The sequence below is a fragment of the Vibrio sp. qd031 genome (genome assembly GCF_002100145.1).
GTDB lineage: Bacteria > Pseudomonadota > Gammaproteobacteria > Enterobacterales > Vibrionaceae > Vibrio.
Map to the genome: position 1 here is coordinate 89981 of NZ_JXQD01000031.1, position 14109 is coordinate 104089.

13 protein-coding genes are annotated in these 14109 nt (G+C 46.1%); 5 read left to right on the plus strand and 8 right to left on the minus strand.

Annotated elements, in window-relative coordinates; all coding sequences use genetic code 11:
• Positions 1-80: 80 nt before the first annotated feature.
• Both ST37_RS17770 and ST37_RS17775 read right to left on the minus strand, forming a co-directional pair.
• On the minus strand, positions 81-413 hold the full coding sequence (locus ST37_RS17770; protein WP_084888888.1) for an Hpt domain-containing protein: 333 nt from the start codon (positions 411-413) through the stop codon (positions 81-83).
• A gap of 22 nt (positions 414-435) precedes the next feature.
• Positions 436-1167 carry a flagellar brake protein gene (locus ST37_RS17775; RefSeq protein ID WP_084888889.1) on the minus strand — a complete coding sequence of 244 codons (732 nt, stop codon included), beginning with the start codon at positions 1165-1167 and terminating at the stop codon, positions 436-438.
• A 228-nt stretch (positions 1168-1395) separates the two neighbouring features.
• Here ST37_RS17775 and ST37_RS17780 point away from each other — a divergent pair, with 228 nt between their 5' ends.
• Together ST37_RS17780 and ST37_RS17785 are read left to right on the plus strand one after the other, a co-directional pair.
• Positions 1396-2043: an NAD(P)H-dependent oxidoreductase gene (locus ST37_RS17780; RefSeq protein WP_084888890.1), complete on the plus strand. Its 648-nt coding sequence runs from the start codon at positions 1396-1398 to the stop codon at positions 2041-2043.
• Positions 2040-3956: a monovalent cation:proton antiporter-2 (CPA2) family protein gene (locus ST37_RS17785; RefSeq protein WP_084888891.1), complete on the plus strand. Its 1917-nt coding sequence runs from the start codon at positions 2040-2042 to the stop codon at positions 3954-3956. Before ST37_RS17780 ends, ST37_RS17785 begins: the two co-directional genes overlap by 4 nt.
• A gap of 67 nt (positions 3957-4023) precedes the next feature.
• On the opposite strand, the gene ST37_RS17790 is transcribed toward ST37_RS17785, so the two are convergent.
• The 3 genes from ST37_RS17790 to ST37_RS17800 all read right to left on the minus strand — a co-directional run bounded on the left by ST37_RS17790 (position 4024) and on the right by ST37_RS17800 (position 6641).
• Entirely contained in the window at positions 4024-5028 is a 1005-nt protein-coding gene (locus tag ST37_RS17790; protein WP_084888892.1) for a DUF2860 family protein, read from the minus strand.
• Positions 5029-5103: 75 nt separating this feature from the next.
• Complete coding sequence (locus tag ST37_RS17795) at positions 5104-6234, minus strand: HlyD family secretion protein (protein WP_084888893.1); 1131 nt, start codon at positions 6232-6234, stop codon at positions 5104-5106.
• Positions 6234-6641, minus strand: a complete 408-nt coding sequence (locus tag ST37_RS17800; protein ID WP_084888894.1) for a DUF3302 domain-containing protein — start codon at positions 6639-6641, stop codon at positions 6234-6236. The genes ST37_RS17795 and ST37_RS17800 overlap by 1 nt, the downstream gene beginning before the upstream one ends.
• Positions 6642-6775: 134 nt before the next feature.
• On the opposite strand from ST37_RS17800, the gene ST37_RS17805 reads away from it, so the two are divergent.
• Together ST37_RS17805 and ST37_RS17810 are read left to right on the plus strand one after the other, a co-directional pair.
• The gene (locus tag ST37_RS17805) at positions 6776-7669 is read left to right on the plus strand and encodes a DMT family transporter (protein WP_084888895.1); all 894 of its coding nucleotides are present in this window, start codon (positions 6776-6778) and stop codon (positions 7667-7669) included.
• Positions 7670-7965: 296 nt separating this feature from the next.
• Complete coding sequence (locus tag ST37_RS17810) at positions 7966-8541, plus strand: MAPEG family protein (protein ID WP_084888896.1); 576 nt, start codon at positions 7966-7968, stop codon at positions 8539-8541.
• Between the two features lie 7 nt (positions 8542-8548).
• Here ST37_RS17810 and ST37_RS17815 read toward each other — a convergent pair whose 3' ends face one another.
• The 3 genes from ST37_RS17815 to ST37_RS17825 all read right to left on the minus strand — a co-directional run bounded on the left by ST37_RS17815 (position 8549) and on the right by ST37_RS17825 (position 13241).
• A complete protein-coding gene (locus tag ST37_RS17815; protein ID WP_242426350.1) occupies positions 8549-10138 on the minus strand; it encodes a GGDEF domain-containing protein in 1590 nt (529 codons plus the stop codon).
• Positions 10139-10140: 2 nt separating this feature from the next.
• A complete protein-coding gene (locus tag ST37_RS17820; protein ID WP_143698245.1) occupies positions 10141-11604 on the minus strand; it encodes a hypothetical protein in 1464 nt (487 codons plus the stop codon).
• Between the two features lie 146 nt (positions 11605-11750).
• Entirely contained in the window at positions 11751-13241 is a 1491-nt protein-coding gene (locus ST37_RS17825; RefSeq protein WP_084888938.1) for a lactate dehydrogenase, read from the minus strand.
• A 165-nt stretch (positions 13242-13406) separates the two neighbouring features.
• Here ST37_RS17825 and ST37_RS17830 point away from each other — a divergent pair, with 165 nt between their 5' ends.
• A complete protein-coding gene (locus ST37_RS17830; RefSeq protein ID WP_084888898.1) occupies positions 13407-14075 on the plus strand; it encodes an ATP-binding protein in 669 nt (222 codons plus the stop codon).
• The last annotated feature ends 34 nt before the right edge of the window (positions 14076-14109 follow it).

Consider the following 14109-nt stretch of genomic DNA (forward strand, 5'->3'; position numbering starts at 1 on the left):
ACTCTCCATCGTAGAGATAATGCGATACATTGTTAATGTGGTTGTCGTGTGTATGGTACAAGTTTCACACTTTCAGTGAGTTATTCAGTAAATTCTCGGCGTAAACGGTCTAAAATAGGCGAAAGCAGGGTCTGAATATCGTGTGGCATCGAGGTCAACTCGATCATTGTGGCACTTTTTGAATATTGGTAAAGCTCATCAAGAGTGCTTTGTTGTTGACTAAATCCTAAAATAGCCGTGCTGCCTTTGAGGCGATGCACGAGCTCACATATCATGTGACGATCATCATTGTTCAACGCATCGTCTACTTGCGCTGCTGTTTGTTGGACTGTGTCGATATACATCTCGGCGAGTTGTTGTGCCAGCACAGGATCATGATCCGCAGCGTTCCAAAAGTGAGTTAAGTCAATCATAGGCTGTCGTCAGTTTAGCTGTTTATGTTTTTAGGGCGAGCTTGGTACCGTCAAATTTCAATTGGGCCAGCAGTTTCTTTACGGCCTGTTGCCCCATATCGTCGAAAGCAACGCCATATTTTGCGTAGTGTTGGCTATTTTGCTGGTTGCATATAGTCCCACTAAGCACCCCAATGTTAGGGATGGCTTTCCCTTCGTGCTTCACTTGCAACTTAACAACATCTGTCAGCTTAAACTGACGAATGAGTGGCGATGTCACCATTCGGCAACCTCCCCGCGATAGATCTCTTATTTCGCATTCAAAACGATTATCGTCGACCAGCCCCATTGCGTCGAGTGCGACATCGTAACGAGCTTCTTTGCGAAGTTGTTCGACCTGCATTTTAGGTGGCAGAGTGATCACTGCTAATGAGATTGGCTCAGTAATTAGGTGTTGAATTTGGCTTCTAAAGTGAATGAGTGCGCCTTCACCTCGATGAGATATTGCTCGAACATTTATCCAAAACCCGGATTGGAAGAAGTAGTCGCGATCGCTGTCAGTCATGCTGGGCAGTTCTATCAATATGAGGCTTTCATCTTGCGTTCCAATAAAACGACTGCTGCCCAGATATTTTATCCCTACTGGGGTAGTAATATTGTAGGTTAACTCACTGCCGTGAGACACCATCGCTATAGCATCACTGCTTTTGACCGCAAGCTCGATAACGTTGTTGCTGTCTGATACGCCAAGCAACTGGGTGTTGGGGGCACTCATCTTCCGCACTTCCTTTATGATGTTCTTTTTATTTGTTGGTGTTGGATTAATACCCTAAGCTTGTGATTTAGATAAATATTTTTCAACACTGCTTGGTTTTTGGTGTCATACTTTGTAACACATTACCTTGGTATAGCTAAAATCTTACCAGATGACGTATTGAAATCAATCGAAACCCTACTACCAATAAGACAATTATTGGCCAGAAAAAAGGAATTAGGAGAGGTCATGCCCAACTCAGATCAACAAGACGCACCGCATAACTCTAAAGTCTTGGTACTCTTTGCTCACCCATCCATTGGACGGTCCGAGGTCAATAAGCCGCTGTTTGAATTGTCACAAACTATTCCAGGAGTAACTGCGGTCGATTTATACGCCGAATATCCGACTTTTCGAATCAATATCGATAAAGAGCAGCAGCGGCTTAAAGACCACGATGTGGTGGTGTTTATGTTTCCGCTTTATTGGTATTCGACACCAGCGATTTTTAAAGAGTGGCAAGACTTAGTCCTTGAATATGGATTTGCTTATGGCCATGACGGGACCGCGTTACATGGTAAGTCGTTTATGTGCGTGATTAGCGCGGGTGGCAAAGAAGAAGCCTATCAAACCGATGGCTACAATCACTTTTCTATTCGAGAGTTACTCCAACCGTTAGAGCAGACGGCAAATTTAACCGGAATGCGTTATCTCGCGCCTTTTGTGTTGTTTGGCTCACGCACCGCTGTTGAAGAGGGCAGGGTTAAAGCGCACGCCGAACAGTGGAAGCAGACCTTACAAGCTTTGGTCGCGGATCAAGTGGATCTTAAAAAGGCCCGCCAAGTCCCTTTATTTAATCAGCACCTCGGAAGCGTGATCAAGGAGCCTCAACTATGACAGGTCTGTTTTTACAAGCATTTATCTATTTGATTGCAGCGGTCATCGCGGTGCCAATTGCTAAGCGGTTGGGCTTAGGGTCTGTGTTGGGGTATCTAATTGCAGGGGTGATTATTGGGCCTATTACCGGTTTAGTCGGAGAAGAAACCACGACCATTCAGCATTTTGCCGAATTTGGCGTGGTAATGATGTTGTTTCTTGTGGGTTTGGAGCTCGAACCTAAGATGCTGTGGGGAATGCGCCACAAACTGTTGGGGCTAGGGGGTCTTCAAGTTGTCGGTACCGGCGCTGCCGTGATGGGCATCGCTTTGGCGCTTGGACAACCGTTTACCATCGCGCTGACCATCGGGATGATCTTTTCACTCTCTTCTACGGCGATTGTGTTGCAAACGTTCAGTGAAAAGGGGCTGGCCAAAACAGAAGGTGGGAAAAGTGCGTTTTCTGTGTTGTTGTTCCAAGATATTGCTGTCATCCCTATGCTTGCCTTCATTCCTTTATTAGCCATACCAGAACTGGTTGAGCTGGCACAAAATGCCGCTCATCACAGTGACGGGCATCATGAAGAGTTGAGTCTGGTCGCTGGTTTGCCAGGTTGGGCGTATGCGCTTGTTATTGTGGCTTCAATCGCCATTGTTGTGGTGGGGGGGCACTTTTTAAGTAGACCGCTGTTTAAGTATGTAGCTGGCTCTGGATTGCGAGAAATCTTTACCGCGACCGCATTAATGTTGGTCATCGGTATCGCTGCATTAATGAGCCTGGTTGGCTTATCCCCAGCTCTTGGGACGTTCTTAGCCGGGGTTGTATTGGCCAACAGTGAGTTTCGACATGAGTTGGAGTCCAACATAGACCCTTTTAAAGGGCTATTGCTGGGACTGTTTTTTATTACCGTAGGCGCAGGCATCGATTTTGGTATTTTAGCTAACGATTTTGTGGTGATTGTCGGGTTAACTCTGGGTGTGATGCTGCTTAAAGGGGCGGTGCTATTTATTCTGGCGCTGATCTTTAAGATTAAAAACAGTGACCGCTGGCTATTTGCGTTAAGTCTGGCGCAAGCGGGTGAGTTTGGCTTTGTGTTGCTAAGTTTTAGTGTGCAAAACCATGTTCTCCCGACAGAGCTGGCGCAGACACTTCAGTTAGTTGTTGCGCTCTCAATGTTCCTAACGCCGGCGCTGTTTATCTTATTCGATAAAGTCATTTTACCTCGCTATGAGGCGAGCAGTAATGATCGAGAGTCGGACGACATTGATGAGCAAGGCAGCGTGATTGTTGCGGGCGCAGGAAGATTTGGACAGATCATTAATCGCCTCTTATTGGCCAATGGCATAAAAACCGTGGTTCTGGATCATCAAAGCAGTCAAGTTGATGTGTATCGCCGTTTTGGACGCAAAGCCTTTTATGGGGATGCAAGCAGGCCAGATTTATTGCATACCGCGGGGATTGAATCGGCAAGTTGCTTGGTCGTTGCGATCGATAATCGCGAGACCAGTGTCGAACTGGTGCATTACGTTAAACACACGTATCCACAGGTGAAAATATTGGCGCGCGCGTTCGACCGAGGTCATGGCTACCGACTTAGGCAGGCAGGAGCTGACGTTATAGAATCAGAAACCTTCCACAGCGCGTTGGAGGTGGGGTGCCATACGCTCATCGAGTTGGGCATTCATCCCTTTAAAGCCCAACAACAGGTCAGTGCGTTTCGAGATATTGAAGATTCGTGTTCTGATAAATTGTTTAAAGCGTGGCAAGAAGAGAGCGAAGAAGAACGTTATGACAACAACTACCGTAAGCTTTTTATTGAGCTGGAAGAGTCGATTAAGAGCGCGGTCAATACCGAAAGAAGTGATCGACATAACGGCAGTGAACGAGGCTGGACGCCGCCGCCAAAAGGTTATGCCGATGATCTTGATGAGTAACCAAAAGTCGTAAAAAAAGCGAGCCGTCTGGGCTCGCTTTTGCATTCTGTTGTGTGTGTCGCGCAAACTAAAATCGATACGTCATACCCACACTGGTGATTAGGCCTTTAGAATTGTAAAAGTCCACATTAGCGTCGCTTTGGGTATAGCCTGCGATAGCGTTGAGACTGGCATTTTTCCAACCAAATATTCCAGCGTAATCGTAAATGAAGAACCCGCTGTATTTAGTTTGTTCAATGGTTTCATCAAAGATTGGATTGGCCTCTTTAGTTTCACTCTGACCCCCTTCAAAGTTCATGATGAAGGTGTGAGGGGCATTAAAGTGAAGTACACCCATTTTTAGCGTGTAATCGGTAAAGGCGATTGCTGCGCCTTTAGCATCGCGGTAAGTCGACTGAATCGCTGGGCGCAAAAACCACCCTTTAGTAAATGGAAACATAGTTTCTAGTTCGAGGCGATGAGCGTTGCCATCTCGCTCTAAAAGCTGCTGCTGCGCTTCATTAAGATCTAAACTCGCGCTTGAACCACTGCTTTCCGTTTCTATATCAATGTTTGCGTATGCGTATTTCACCGTCAGTGGGGTTCCCAAAAACTGCTGCCAAGCGATACGCGCGCCAGTGGCATTTTCTTCAGTTTCAACTCTGGGTGCACCCAATAGGTAAGGATCTTCCCAAGTAGAGTTTAGAAAGGGTAATTGCGGGAAGTACGCCAAGGTCACTTCACCCAGTCTTGGCGACTGGTGGGTATAGCCTAGCTCGTACTGAAACTGTGCGTTAGAGATCTGCTCGCTAGAGTTACCAATATAGAGTTGGTTTCTGCGATCTCGCGTAGTGTATTGGACACGCGCTAGCGGGTAAGCGAGAGTGGACGACGTCTTGTGCTCTGGTGAGCCAAATTCAGTGATGGTTTGATTGTCGTCGCTGGTGGAGAAATTATTTTCACTGGTAACGTAACCCAAGCTGAGGTTAAGTGTGAAGTCCCAACCGGGTTCGCCGAGGGGACGAAGCTGCGCTTGAGCTGAGGTCGTGCCCATCAACAACAACGACACAATAATGGCCTTTGAATGGTGCATTCTGTCTAAATCCTTTTTGTTCCCTGAGTAGGGGCGTCCATAAAGTGAGGGAGCCTTGGCTCCCTCTTTCCAGTTTTAGTGATCCAAGTAGAGGTAATTTTGCCAACTCTTCATTCTAATCAACACTTTTCGCATGATCGCTACGTGGGTAAAGCTGTCAGAATACACCGCTATTTCAGCGGCGCTGCCCATTGGAAGCTGATACTCACTAAGATCATCATTTATACGTAACTTAACCAAAACTCGACCACTTGTGACTAACGCTGCGGAATTAAGCAGTGCGCCTCGTGCTTGAACTTGGCCCTCTGCAATCGCGGGTATCACCTCGACGACTTCACCTTTGAAGATTTTGCCGGGAAGGGCACGGAAGATGAACTCGGCCTCAAACCCTTTTTTTAGACGTTGGGTGGAGTTTTGTCTAAACGCACCCACATAGTGGCCATCGTCGGTATGAACAAAGGTTAACACGGGGCTAAGGGGTAATGGCACGGCCATCATGCCAGGACGAAGTGCTAGGTGTGATACGTAGCCATCGGTCGGTGCACGAACCGTGGTTTCTTCTAGGTTGAACTCTGCGGTAGCAAGCAGTGCTTTTAGGCGTGCCACCGAGGTGTTTTCGCCATTGATTTCAGACTCGAATGCCAAGCGTGCGCTGTTTTCAAGTGCTTTCGCCGCGTCTAGTTGCGCTTCACTGGCTAAATAAGCCTGTTTGCGGGTGTCGACTTGCTGAGCGGTAAATGCCCCTTTTTTAAACCCTGCTTCATAACGTTCGTATTCGCGCTGAGCTTTATCTCGATCGGCTTGTGCAGCAATACTGTTGGCGGTTGACGCTTTGTAGCTCGATTCCAATTGGAATACAGATTGTTCTGCGGCTGCGACTTCAGCTTTTAGACGAATCACTTCACTCTCAAACGGCGTGGATTCAATCTTGAACAATACGTCCCCTTTCAGTAGAGGCTTATTGGCTTCGACCTTAACCTCAGTCACACGGCCGCGAACTGAAGACACAATCGGCGTGGTGTTGAATACGCTGCTGCCGGTTTGAGTATAAGGGTGGTTGTAGTTCATCAATAAAATCAATGTACCGATCAGCACGATACCGCCCAATACAGCGGTGGGAACGGTCCACTTGTTGAGTGGTATTTTAAATATTTTAAATACAGCAACACAGAGCGCAGTGTATGTCAGTATTAACAGTAAATCCATTATGCGTCTCCCTTGCTTGACTCAGCATCTGTGGTCACAGTATCTTGCGCACTGGCCACACTACTGTTTGCTCGCTCATTTTTGAGGCTGTCGATTTGATGGTGTAAGTACTCGATATTCTTATGCAGGGAAAGTATTTGAGATTGGAGCTCATCCTGCTCGTGTTTGATTTTGCTGAACCCCCAACCTCGGTCTTTGCGCCACAATGTTGACCAGATCCACAAAAATGGCCAAATTGCGTGTAGAGTGAATAGACTCACCCAACCTGCTACATGGATGGCGTCCGCATGCGGGTGGTCGCGCTCGAGCGCGATTTCGTAGGGAATATCATGAATGACGATGATGCCGTAGAAAATGACTAGGGCGACGAAGATGAGCAATCCGAGTGCGAAGTAATCGAGAAACATAGGTATCCTTATGTTTTGCTGTGTTATATATCGGTTATCATACGTTATTATTTGGTAATCGGTTTAAATATACAAACCTTTGTTAGATCAAATTGTTATTAGTCTGTGCCTAAACATTACATAGGGAAGTGTCAATGAGCTTTGTTGGGGAAAGTGCCGCGTTGTCTGCAGCGGTTGTGTGGGCTATAGCAACGTGGATATACGGGCAATTTAGCCATCAATTTAGTGCCTTTCAGCTTAACTTTATTAAAGGTGTCGTCGCGTCGACACTGATGGTCGTGGCGATAGTCTTTACTGGCGCATACAATGGCCTTGCCGAGATACAAGCGGAACATATTTGGATTCTGGCTGTTTCCGGGGTCATTGGTATCGCGATTGGCGACAGTGCCTACTTTGCTGCGCTAAAACGTATCGGCGCGAATAAGACTTTATTACTCGAAGCGTTAGCACCACCGCTATCCGGCGTTTTGGCGTTGATGGTGTTAGGAACGCAAATTCCTATGCTGTCATGGTTAGGGGTTGTGGTAACCACTATGGCTGTGACCTATGTAGTGTTTGAACCCAACGATGCTGAGGCAGTGGACCGAAAAGGCATTCTCTTTGGCCTTCTTGCCAGCGCTTGTCAGGCAACTGGGGTGGTGATTTCTCATTTTGCTTTGGTCGCGGGCGATGTTGATCCTTTGGTTGGCGCGTTAGTGCGGTTATCTGTCGGCACGTTAGCAGTCTGGTTGGGCTTACGCTGGATACAGAAGGTGACGTTGAAGCAACTATTGTCGAAATGGCGAGAAATGCAAGCATCGCAACAAACTCTACTGATGTGTGCCATAGTTATCGGGACTTTTCTTGCACTTTGGTTGCAACAAATTGCGCTCAAGTTTGCGTCACCAGCGATCGCTCAGACGCTGATCGCAACAAGTCCTATTTTTATCCTAATGATCTTTGCATTGCGTGGAGAGAGAATCACTCTTAAACAAGCTATGGGGACACTATTGGCCGTTGTGGGCATTTCTCTATTTTTTGTTCGCTAATACCAACCAAAGCAATTACTTGATTATTCTTGCTCGTTAAAATTACTGATAACGGCGTTAAAGATTTTGTAGGTAGAGCAACTACCGACAAAATCTTTGCCTTGGTCTCAGTGATTTTTCCGTCGCAACTTTCTGAGCAGATAATTACTTCGATTGGTATATCTCTGTTTAGAGGGGCGTAATCGTGAGATTTGTCTATCACTGCTAGCGCCATACGACCGATGTATTTACAGCAAATTGACTGGGCTTCTTGTATATTTCACCTACGCTTAGAAGGTGTGTAAGTAGGAGGTGGCATGGAGTATCCTGTTAGTGACAGTCAACGACGCTCAGCAGCGTTTGTGACCTTTTATCCCGTGCTTTTGGTCGCTATGGCGTGTTTAGGAAATTGGGTTGTTTTTGGGGTAAAGCCCCTTCAAGTCGGTCTTCCATCTAACTTTAGCTTGGCCATTATGACGATAAGCGCGGTATTGATGTGTCTAAATCACACCTGGTTAATGACCGTGACGGAACTCACCCGAGTTCGATTTCATATCCAAACCACTCCGGAGGAGTGGTCCGACAGTTCTGTAGCGCGAGATGAGATCCCGCAAAAGGGGTGGGATGAGCTTGCACGAGCGCGCAATGCACATCGCAACTGCACTGAAAACAGCGTTTATTTTGTGATGTTAGGTATCCCACTAATGTTTTGCTCCGCCAATGATATTGTCAGTGTTTGGCTACTGGAGTTTGCATTAGGGCGACTTGGGCACACTTATGGCTATCTATACAAAAGCGACGTGCTAAGAGGACTCTTTATGTCTATCAGTTTGCTCGCCATGTATGGCATGGCGGCCTATTTGTTAATGTCGACGCTAATGTTGTTATTTTAGAATGGCCCTACAGGTCGCAGCATACTTGGTTGCGGCCATTTGCCTTGGCTTCATACAGCGCTTTATCTGCACGGTAGAAGGTTCGCTGGGTATTTTCACCCTCGCGATGTAACGTAACGCCTATGCTCACAGTAAGTGCTCGCTCACCTAGCACCTTTTCCCAGTCGTACTCGGCGATTCGTTGACGGAAATTATTGGCATACATTTGCGCTTTTTTAAATTCAGTATGCTCTAGCAGCACCAAAAACTCTTCACCACCAAAACGAACCGTGGAAGAACCCTTAAACTTAAACTGTTGTTTTAGCTCGCTGGCTACTTGGGTAATCGTTTTGTCACCCACTAGGTGGCTTAGTTCGTCATTAATTGATTTAAAATGGTCGATATCGATGATGAGCAGGGCGAAAGGTGTGGTATTGCGAAGCAAGTCTTTCAGTTTGATATCGAGCCAGCGACGATTATTTAACTGTGTTAAAGGATCGGTGTACACGTCCTGTTGCAAGCGAGCAACATGGCTTTTTTGCGTTTTGGTCTCCGCTTTAAGCTCGCGATTCTCTTGTTCGGACACAATGAGTCGTAGTTTCGATTCGTTTTGGGTTAAGCGATCAATTTGTCCCGTTCCTAACTCAGAAATCGGGATCGCTTTAATCAGTTGCAGATCTTTACTAAACGCGATTTTATGTCGAGCTAATGCTAGTTCGAACTGTCCTTGTGCTGCATATACCTGGCTCAATTGATGATTGACCGTTCGAGAAATAGGTAGTGACTTTAAGCGGTGGCTTCGTTTAGCAACATTGGCAAGAAATAATTCTGCTTTTTCGGTTTGTCCGCAGTCAAAAAACAGTTGAGCAATTTCCAGGTGGATCATACTTTTGAGCCAAAAATTTCGATTTCCTTTAGACAGCTCGATGGCCTGCCCTAGTCGGTGTTGAGCCAGCTGAGTTCTTTTTTGCAAACGATATAGCCTGCTTTTGAAAAAATAGAGGTACGCTTTTAGGCTTCTATCACTAACCAGGATGGACAGTTCTTTACATTCTTTAAGTAGCGAGCTGGCATCACTAAACTGCTTGAGCTCTAATAAGCAGCTGATTTTATGTAGTTTGTAGCGAAGGCGAAGTTCACGACTTGAAATCGCAGCGTCGAGCAAATCGATGTGTTTAAAGTAACGCAAAGATTGCTCGTATTGCTGCGCATCGGTACTCAAGATAGCAATCCCCAACACCGCATATACGTACTCATCTATTTCACCATGCTCCAACGCCAAAACCTGTGTGGCTTCGCAAATGCGTAGACACTTTTCAAATTGATTATCGGTGTGCAGCACTTTATAGAGTTGGTGATGGATCTCGAAATAAAGGCTTAAGTTCTCTGGTAGATCAAGCATTGTCAGCGACAGAGTGAGCTCGTCAACGCTGCGGTTCAGCTCGCCATTGGAAAGATAAATTTCAGCTTTGAATAGATGACAGAGTGCTTTTTCCGGCCCTTTATCAGCAATATGCAGTTCAACGTGATCCCAAAAAGTCAGCGCTTGTGTATTGTTGGTTTGTTTTTGCGAAAAACCGGCTTGGTCAATTTTGTCTAGCAGAGTTTGTAGAGGCAAAACTACTCTCCCATTTGGGTCAATTGTTCGAGCGTGAACGGAAATCGAGTCAAATTGTGCAGTGAGACGTCGATTGCGCCACTAGGGAGAGCGTGACGCTCCCATGGGAAATGGTTGATAAGCTGCTTAAATTCACGAAATGCGGCATTCGCTCCTTCATTTTGTTCCTCAATTAGCCATCCAAGATACTCGTTATTAAGTATCGCTAAGTAATCGTTGTGGCTTGCAATGCTATTGATAAATTGGGTCGTACGTTCAACAACTTTCGCATCGTTACATTTGATCAAAATGACACTGTGTGTGCTGCTATTAAGTTGTGTTTTAAACAGGATCAGCTTTTCCCACCAACTGGTTTCTGGAACAAGTGCACCATTGTTGTTTCGTTTGGTGCTATCGATCAATTGGCGCAGGCGATGCAGCAGTTTTAGTGAGCGTTGGTCAAGCTGGCTCTTAGACCAATGCGCTTTGCCATGTGTGAAGCTGGCAGTGTAATTGGTATATTTTTTGAGGCTGTACTCGCGATACTGCTTGTGAGCCTCGAGAGCTTGTTCAAATTTGCCTTGCTCTTCTGCAGATTGAGAATGGCCTAAAAAGATCTCAGCTAAGATTTCACCATTGTCGAAGGTAACGGCAATGCGCTGTGCAATCGACAAATGATGGTCGACCATTTCGTATTCGTGCTGGCTGAGATAAAATCGCGCTCGAGCGACATGAGCCGGTGCACTCATCCACGTTAAGTCGTAGTGCTGGCAGAGTTCTAAGGTCTCTTGCGTGGCCACATCAGCGTCTAGTACCCTGTTGAGCTCCAGCATCGCCATTGCTCGATAATTGCTGATTTCTGCTTCCCATGTATGGTCCACATGCTCTACCGCAAGCTCTTCTGCCGCATCAAGCTCCATCAACATATTCAGGTAGTCACCTTGTTGATAAAGGTCTTTGGCTAATAATATTCGCGACTTCTTTTCTAAAATTAACAGGTGCTGGTAATTCGCAAGTTCGATGGCGAGTTGGTGAGCAGTACTTGACAATATGGCTTCGTTAGTCAAACGCCATACATTGCCGAGCCCAATCATGGCCTCAAGCTCTATGTGAGAATCACTGTTTAGCGCCGCTTGTTCAAGGGCGATATTCCAGTGGTGCTGCGCGATGAAGTATTCGGCTTTACCAAAGTGGTTTAGAGCTTTTAAGTGATTAATTTCGGATGAAAACTCATCACTGTCGAGCATATCTTGTACCTCGCCAGCTTCAGTGGCCACTTTTAGTCCCTTGCCATAGCTCATGTTGTTCCAATGGCAATATGCAAGGATCACTTTCGAAAAGATAATGCCGTGCGGGTAATGGTATTTTTCAGCGCGCAGTAATACCTGCTGAGTTTGTTCAGCCGTTCTTAAGGGATCCTCGAGGAGCGTGGTTCGCAGAACACTCAGTTCTGAATCGATCTGCTTTTGTGGTTTTTCCAACATCATCCTCTTCCTTAAAGAACCTCTCATTATACGGACTGCTATACCATTTACCATCATGAAATGGTCAATTATTGCCGTACAATACTGTTATTTAGCAACAATTGGCAACTTCTTGCAATAAATATACCAAATGGATGAAGGTTAGTTGGCTATGCAAGTAACTGTCTTAAAGACAGTGGGTGGTGGATAAGTCCTTGTTTCATCGCCGGTGTCTTTCCTTGTTTGTTTTGACTGCACAAGTTGTTCCAAGCTCTAAAAATATCCAGTAACGGAATGATCCCAGCGGGTCTTGCCTTGCGTCTAGGTTCGTTAATAAATGAGGCAAAATGAGCCTGAAACTTTGCCTGGTATTTATGAACAGCATTGATAGAGGCATGGGACAACCAATAATCGGGATCCGATGTCGGGCCAGCAATATAGCAAATGCCTTTTTCTATATTTAGATTCGAATCACGGTGTGTCTGTGAAGAGATAGCCCAGCGATCTTGCCACCAGCCCATATGCACAATATCTATCTTTCCGTGGCTTTGGTGTTTATTCCAAAGGTACGGCTCATCGACATAGAGTAGGTGCATGCTGTGATCGTTGATGCGGTCTTGATAAACGCTGATCACTGCAGAGCGAAGTAAAGGCTCTTGCGTGAGATACATGATTAACGGCTTTTTGGGGTCGCATTGCAATTTCAAATTATAAAAATGCGCATAACTGGTGTACGGCGGAAAGACCAGACGTCCTTTTTTAGGGTGATGCAATTGATGGTAATTGCCTAAAGGATCTTCAACGTTGTTACGCGCTAAAATATTCTGGTATTTAGTGTCGATTCGTTCTCTAACAGTCAGGTTGTCGTGTTGCGACGATTTGCCAATGTCTGCAAGGAAACTACTCTCTACATAACGATTTGGTGTGAACGGCTCAGATATGTGCGCATCAAAATCTTGGGTAACCGATACATCGGCTTCGTCGTAGCTTACGTGTTGGCTCACGACATAGCCGCTTTGAGGCTCGGCGGTGACCAACCACTGGACGCCATTGTGGCTTTGAGGTTGCAGTGCTTGGTGGTGAGTGGCCAGTTGATACTGATCGACTTGACCAAACCATCGCATATCGAACAAAGCCTGCTTTTTACGGCATCGGCTGGCGATTTGGTTGATGTGGTCGTAAAACGTTTTTGGATTTAATCCAAGCTTAGAGCAAATCTCTTGCACTGAATATCCGGTAAAAAGCAGTGCTAATAATTGCTCTTGGATATCGAGCTTTTTGTTCTCACCTGACCATTTATCCACAAAGGTGGATTGACAAGCTTTACAGCGGTATCGTTGGCGCTCGCCTGAGTACCCAAACGCATGATAAAGATGTTTATGATGATAGATAGACAGGCCGAGGTTTTTACATTCGATGTTTCTGCAGGCGGGCAGTCCATCGGATTCGTGTTTGCGTAGGCGACGCCATTCGTCATGAATTAACTGATTACTCAGTAGTGGTGGAAATGCACCACATTTTTTGCACACAATCGCGGGACGCTGAGGATTGAGGTATTGAATGACATACCGCTCTTCGTCGCTGCACGCAAAATTTTCACAACCGACCGTTTTGCAAAAGTTGACTTGCAAATGATCGTGCCTTGGGGGAAGTGTTGCCATTAAAGTACCTGCTGTAAGTTCCATGCGACTCTATATTAGCTGCAGCTAACATGCTACCACAGGGTTCAAATAACTGAAATTGTTGAGCGGTGAATGATGCGTTATTTGCGCTTTGTCATTGCCTTCATGTAATCTGAAACCAAAACACGCTAAAGGTGTCACTCAATGACCAAAAAGGTATGGCTCTCGTGGAGCAGTGGAAAAGATAGCGCTTGGGCTCTGTGGCAGATGCAACAGGACCCTTCGCTTGATGTAGAACGCCTGTTTTGTACCATCAATCAGCAGTACGAAAGAGTGGCAATGCATGGGGTTAGAGTCGCACTTTTACAACGGCAAGCTAAGGCGTTGGGGCTTCCTATCACTATTATTGACCTTCCAGACCCCTGCACCAACGACGACTATCAACGCATTATGGGCGAGTTTGTTGAAAGTGCTCAGCAGCATAAGGTTGATGCGTTTGCATTTGGCGATCTCTACTTAGAGTCGGTACGAGACTACCGGGTAGCGCAGCTATCAGGCACCGGCATTGAAGCGCTGTTTCCATTGTGGTTAACCCCGACGACAGAGCTCTCGCAACGACTTATCGACCAAGGACTGAAGACCGTTTTGACCTGTGTGGACAGCAAGCAGATTGATGCGAGCTTCTCTGGTGCAATGTATGACAAACAGTTGTTAGATTCGTTACCCGATGAGTGCGATCCATGCGGGGAAAATGGCGAGTTTCATACGTTTGTGTTCGATGGACCTATGTTTAAAGCGCCCCTTTCAATACAAGTTGGTGAGCAAGTAGATAGAGGCGGCTTTGTCTTTACGGATGTGTCATTGGCGAATTAAAAAGGCCATTAGCAGTGCTAATGGCCTTAACGTT

Coding starts and splice junctions, on each gene's coding strand:
- ST37_RS17770 (WP_084888888.1), bottom strand. CDS start 413: ATGATTGACTTAACTCACTTTTGGAACGCTGCGGATCATGATCCTGTG.
- ST37_RS17775 (WP_084888889.1), bottom strand. CDS start 1,167: ATGAGTGCCCCCAACACCCAGTTGCTTGGCGTATCAGACAGCAACAAC.
- ST37_RS17780 (WP_084888890.1), top strand. CDS start 1,396: ATGCCCAACTCAGATCAACAAGACGCACCGCATAACTCTAAAGTCTTG.
- ST37_RS17785 (WP_084888891.1), top strand. CDS start 2,040: ATGACAGGTCTGTTTTTACAAGCATTTATCTATTTGATTGCAGCGGTC.
- ST37_RS17790 (WP_084888892.1), bottom strand. CDS start 5,028: ATGCACCATTCAAAGGCCATTATTGTGTCGTTGTTGTTGATGGGCACG.
- ST37_RS17795 (WP_084888893.1), bottom strand. CDS start 6,234: ATGGATTTACTGTTAATACTGACATACACTGCGCTCTGTGTTGCTGTA.
- ST37_RS17800 (WP_084888894.1), bottom strand. CDS start 6,641: ATGTTTCTCGATTACTTCGCACTCGGATTGCTCATCTTCGTCGCCCTA.
- ST37_RS17805 (WP_084888895.1), top strand. CDS start 6,776: ATGAGCTTTGTTGGGGAAAGTGCCGCGTTGTCTGCAGCGGTTGTGTGG.
- ST37_RS17810 (WP_084888896.1), top strand. CDS start 7,966: ATGGAGTATCCTGTTAGTGACAGTCAACGACGCTCAGCAGCGTTTGTG.
- ST37_RS17820 (WP_143698245.1), bottom strand. CDS start 11,604: ATGATGTTGGAAAAACCACAAAAGCAGATCGATTCAGAACTGAGTGTT.
- ST37_RS17825 (WP_084888938.1), bottom strand. CDS start 13,241: ATGGCAACACTTCCCCCAAGGCACGATCATTTGCAAGTCAACTTTTGC.
- ST37_RS17830 (WP_084888898.1), top strand. CDS start 13,407: ATGACCAAAAAGGTATGGCTCTCGTGGAGCAGTGGAAAAGATAGCGCT.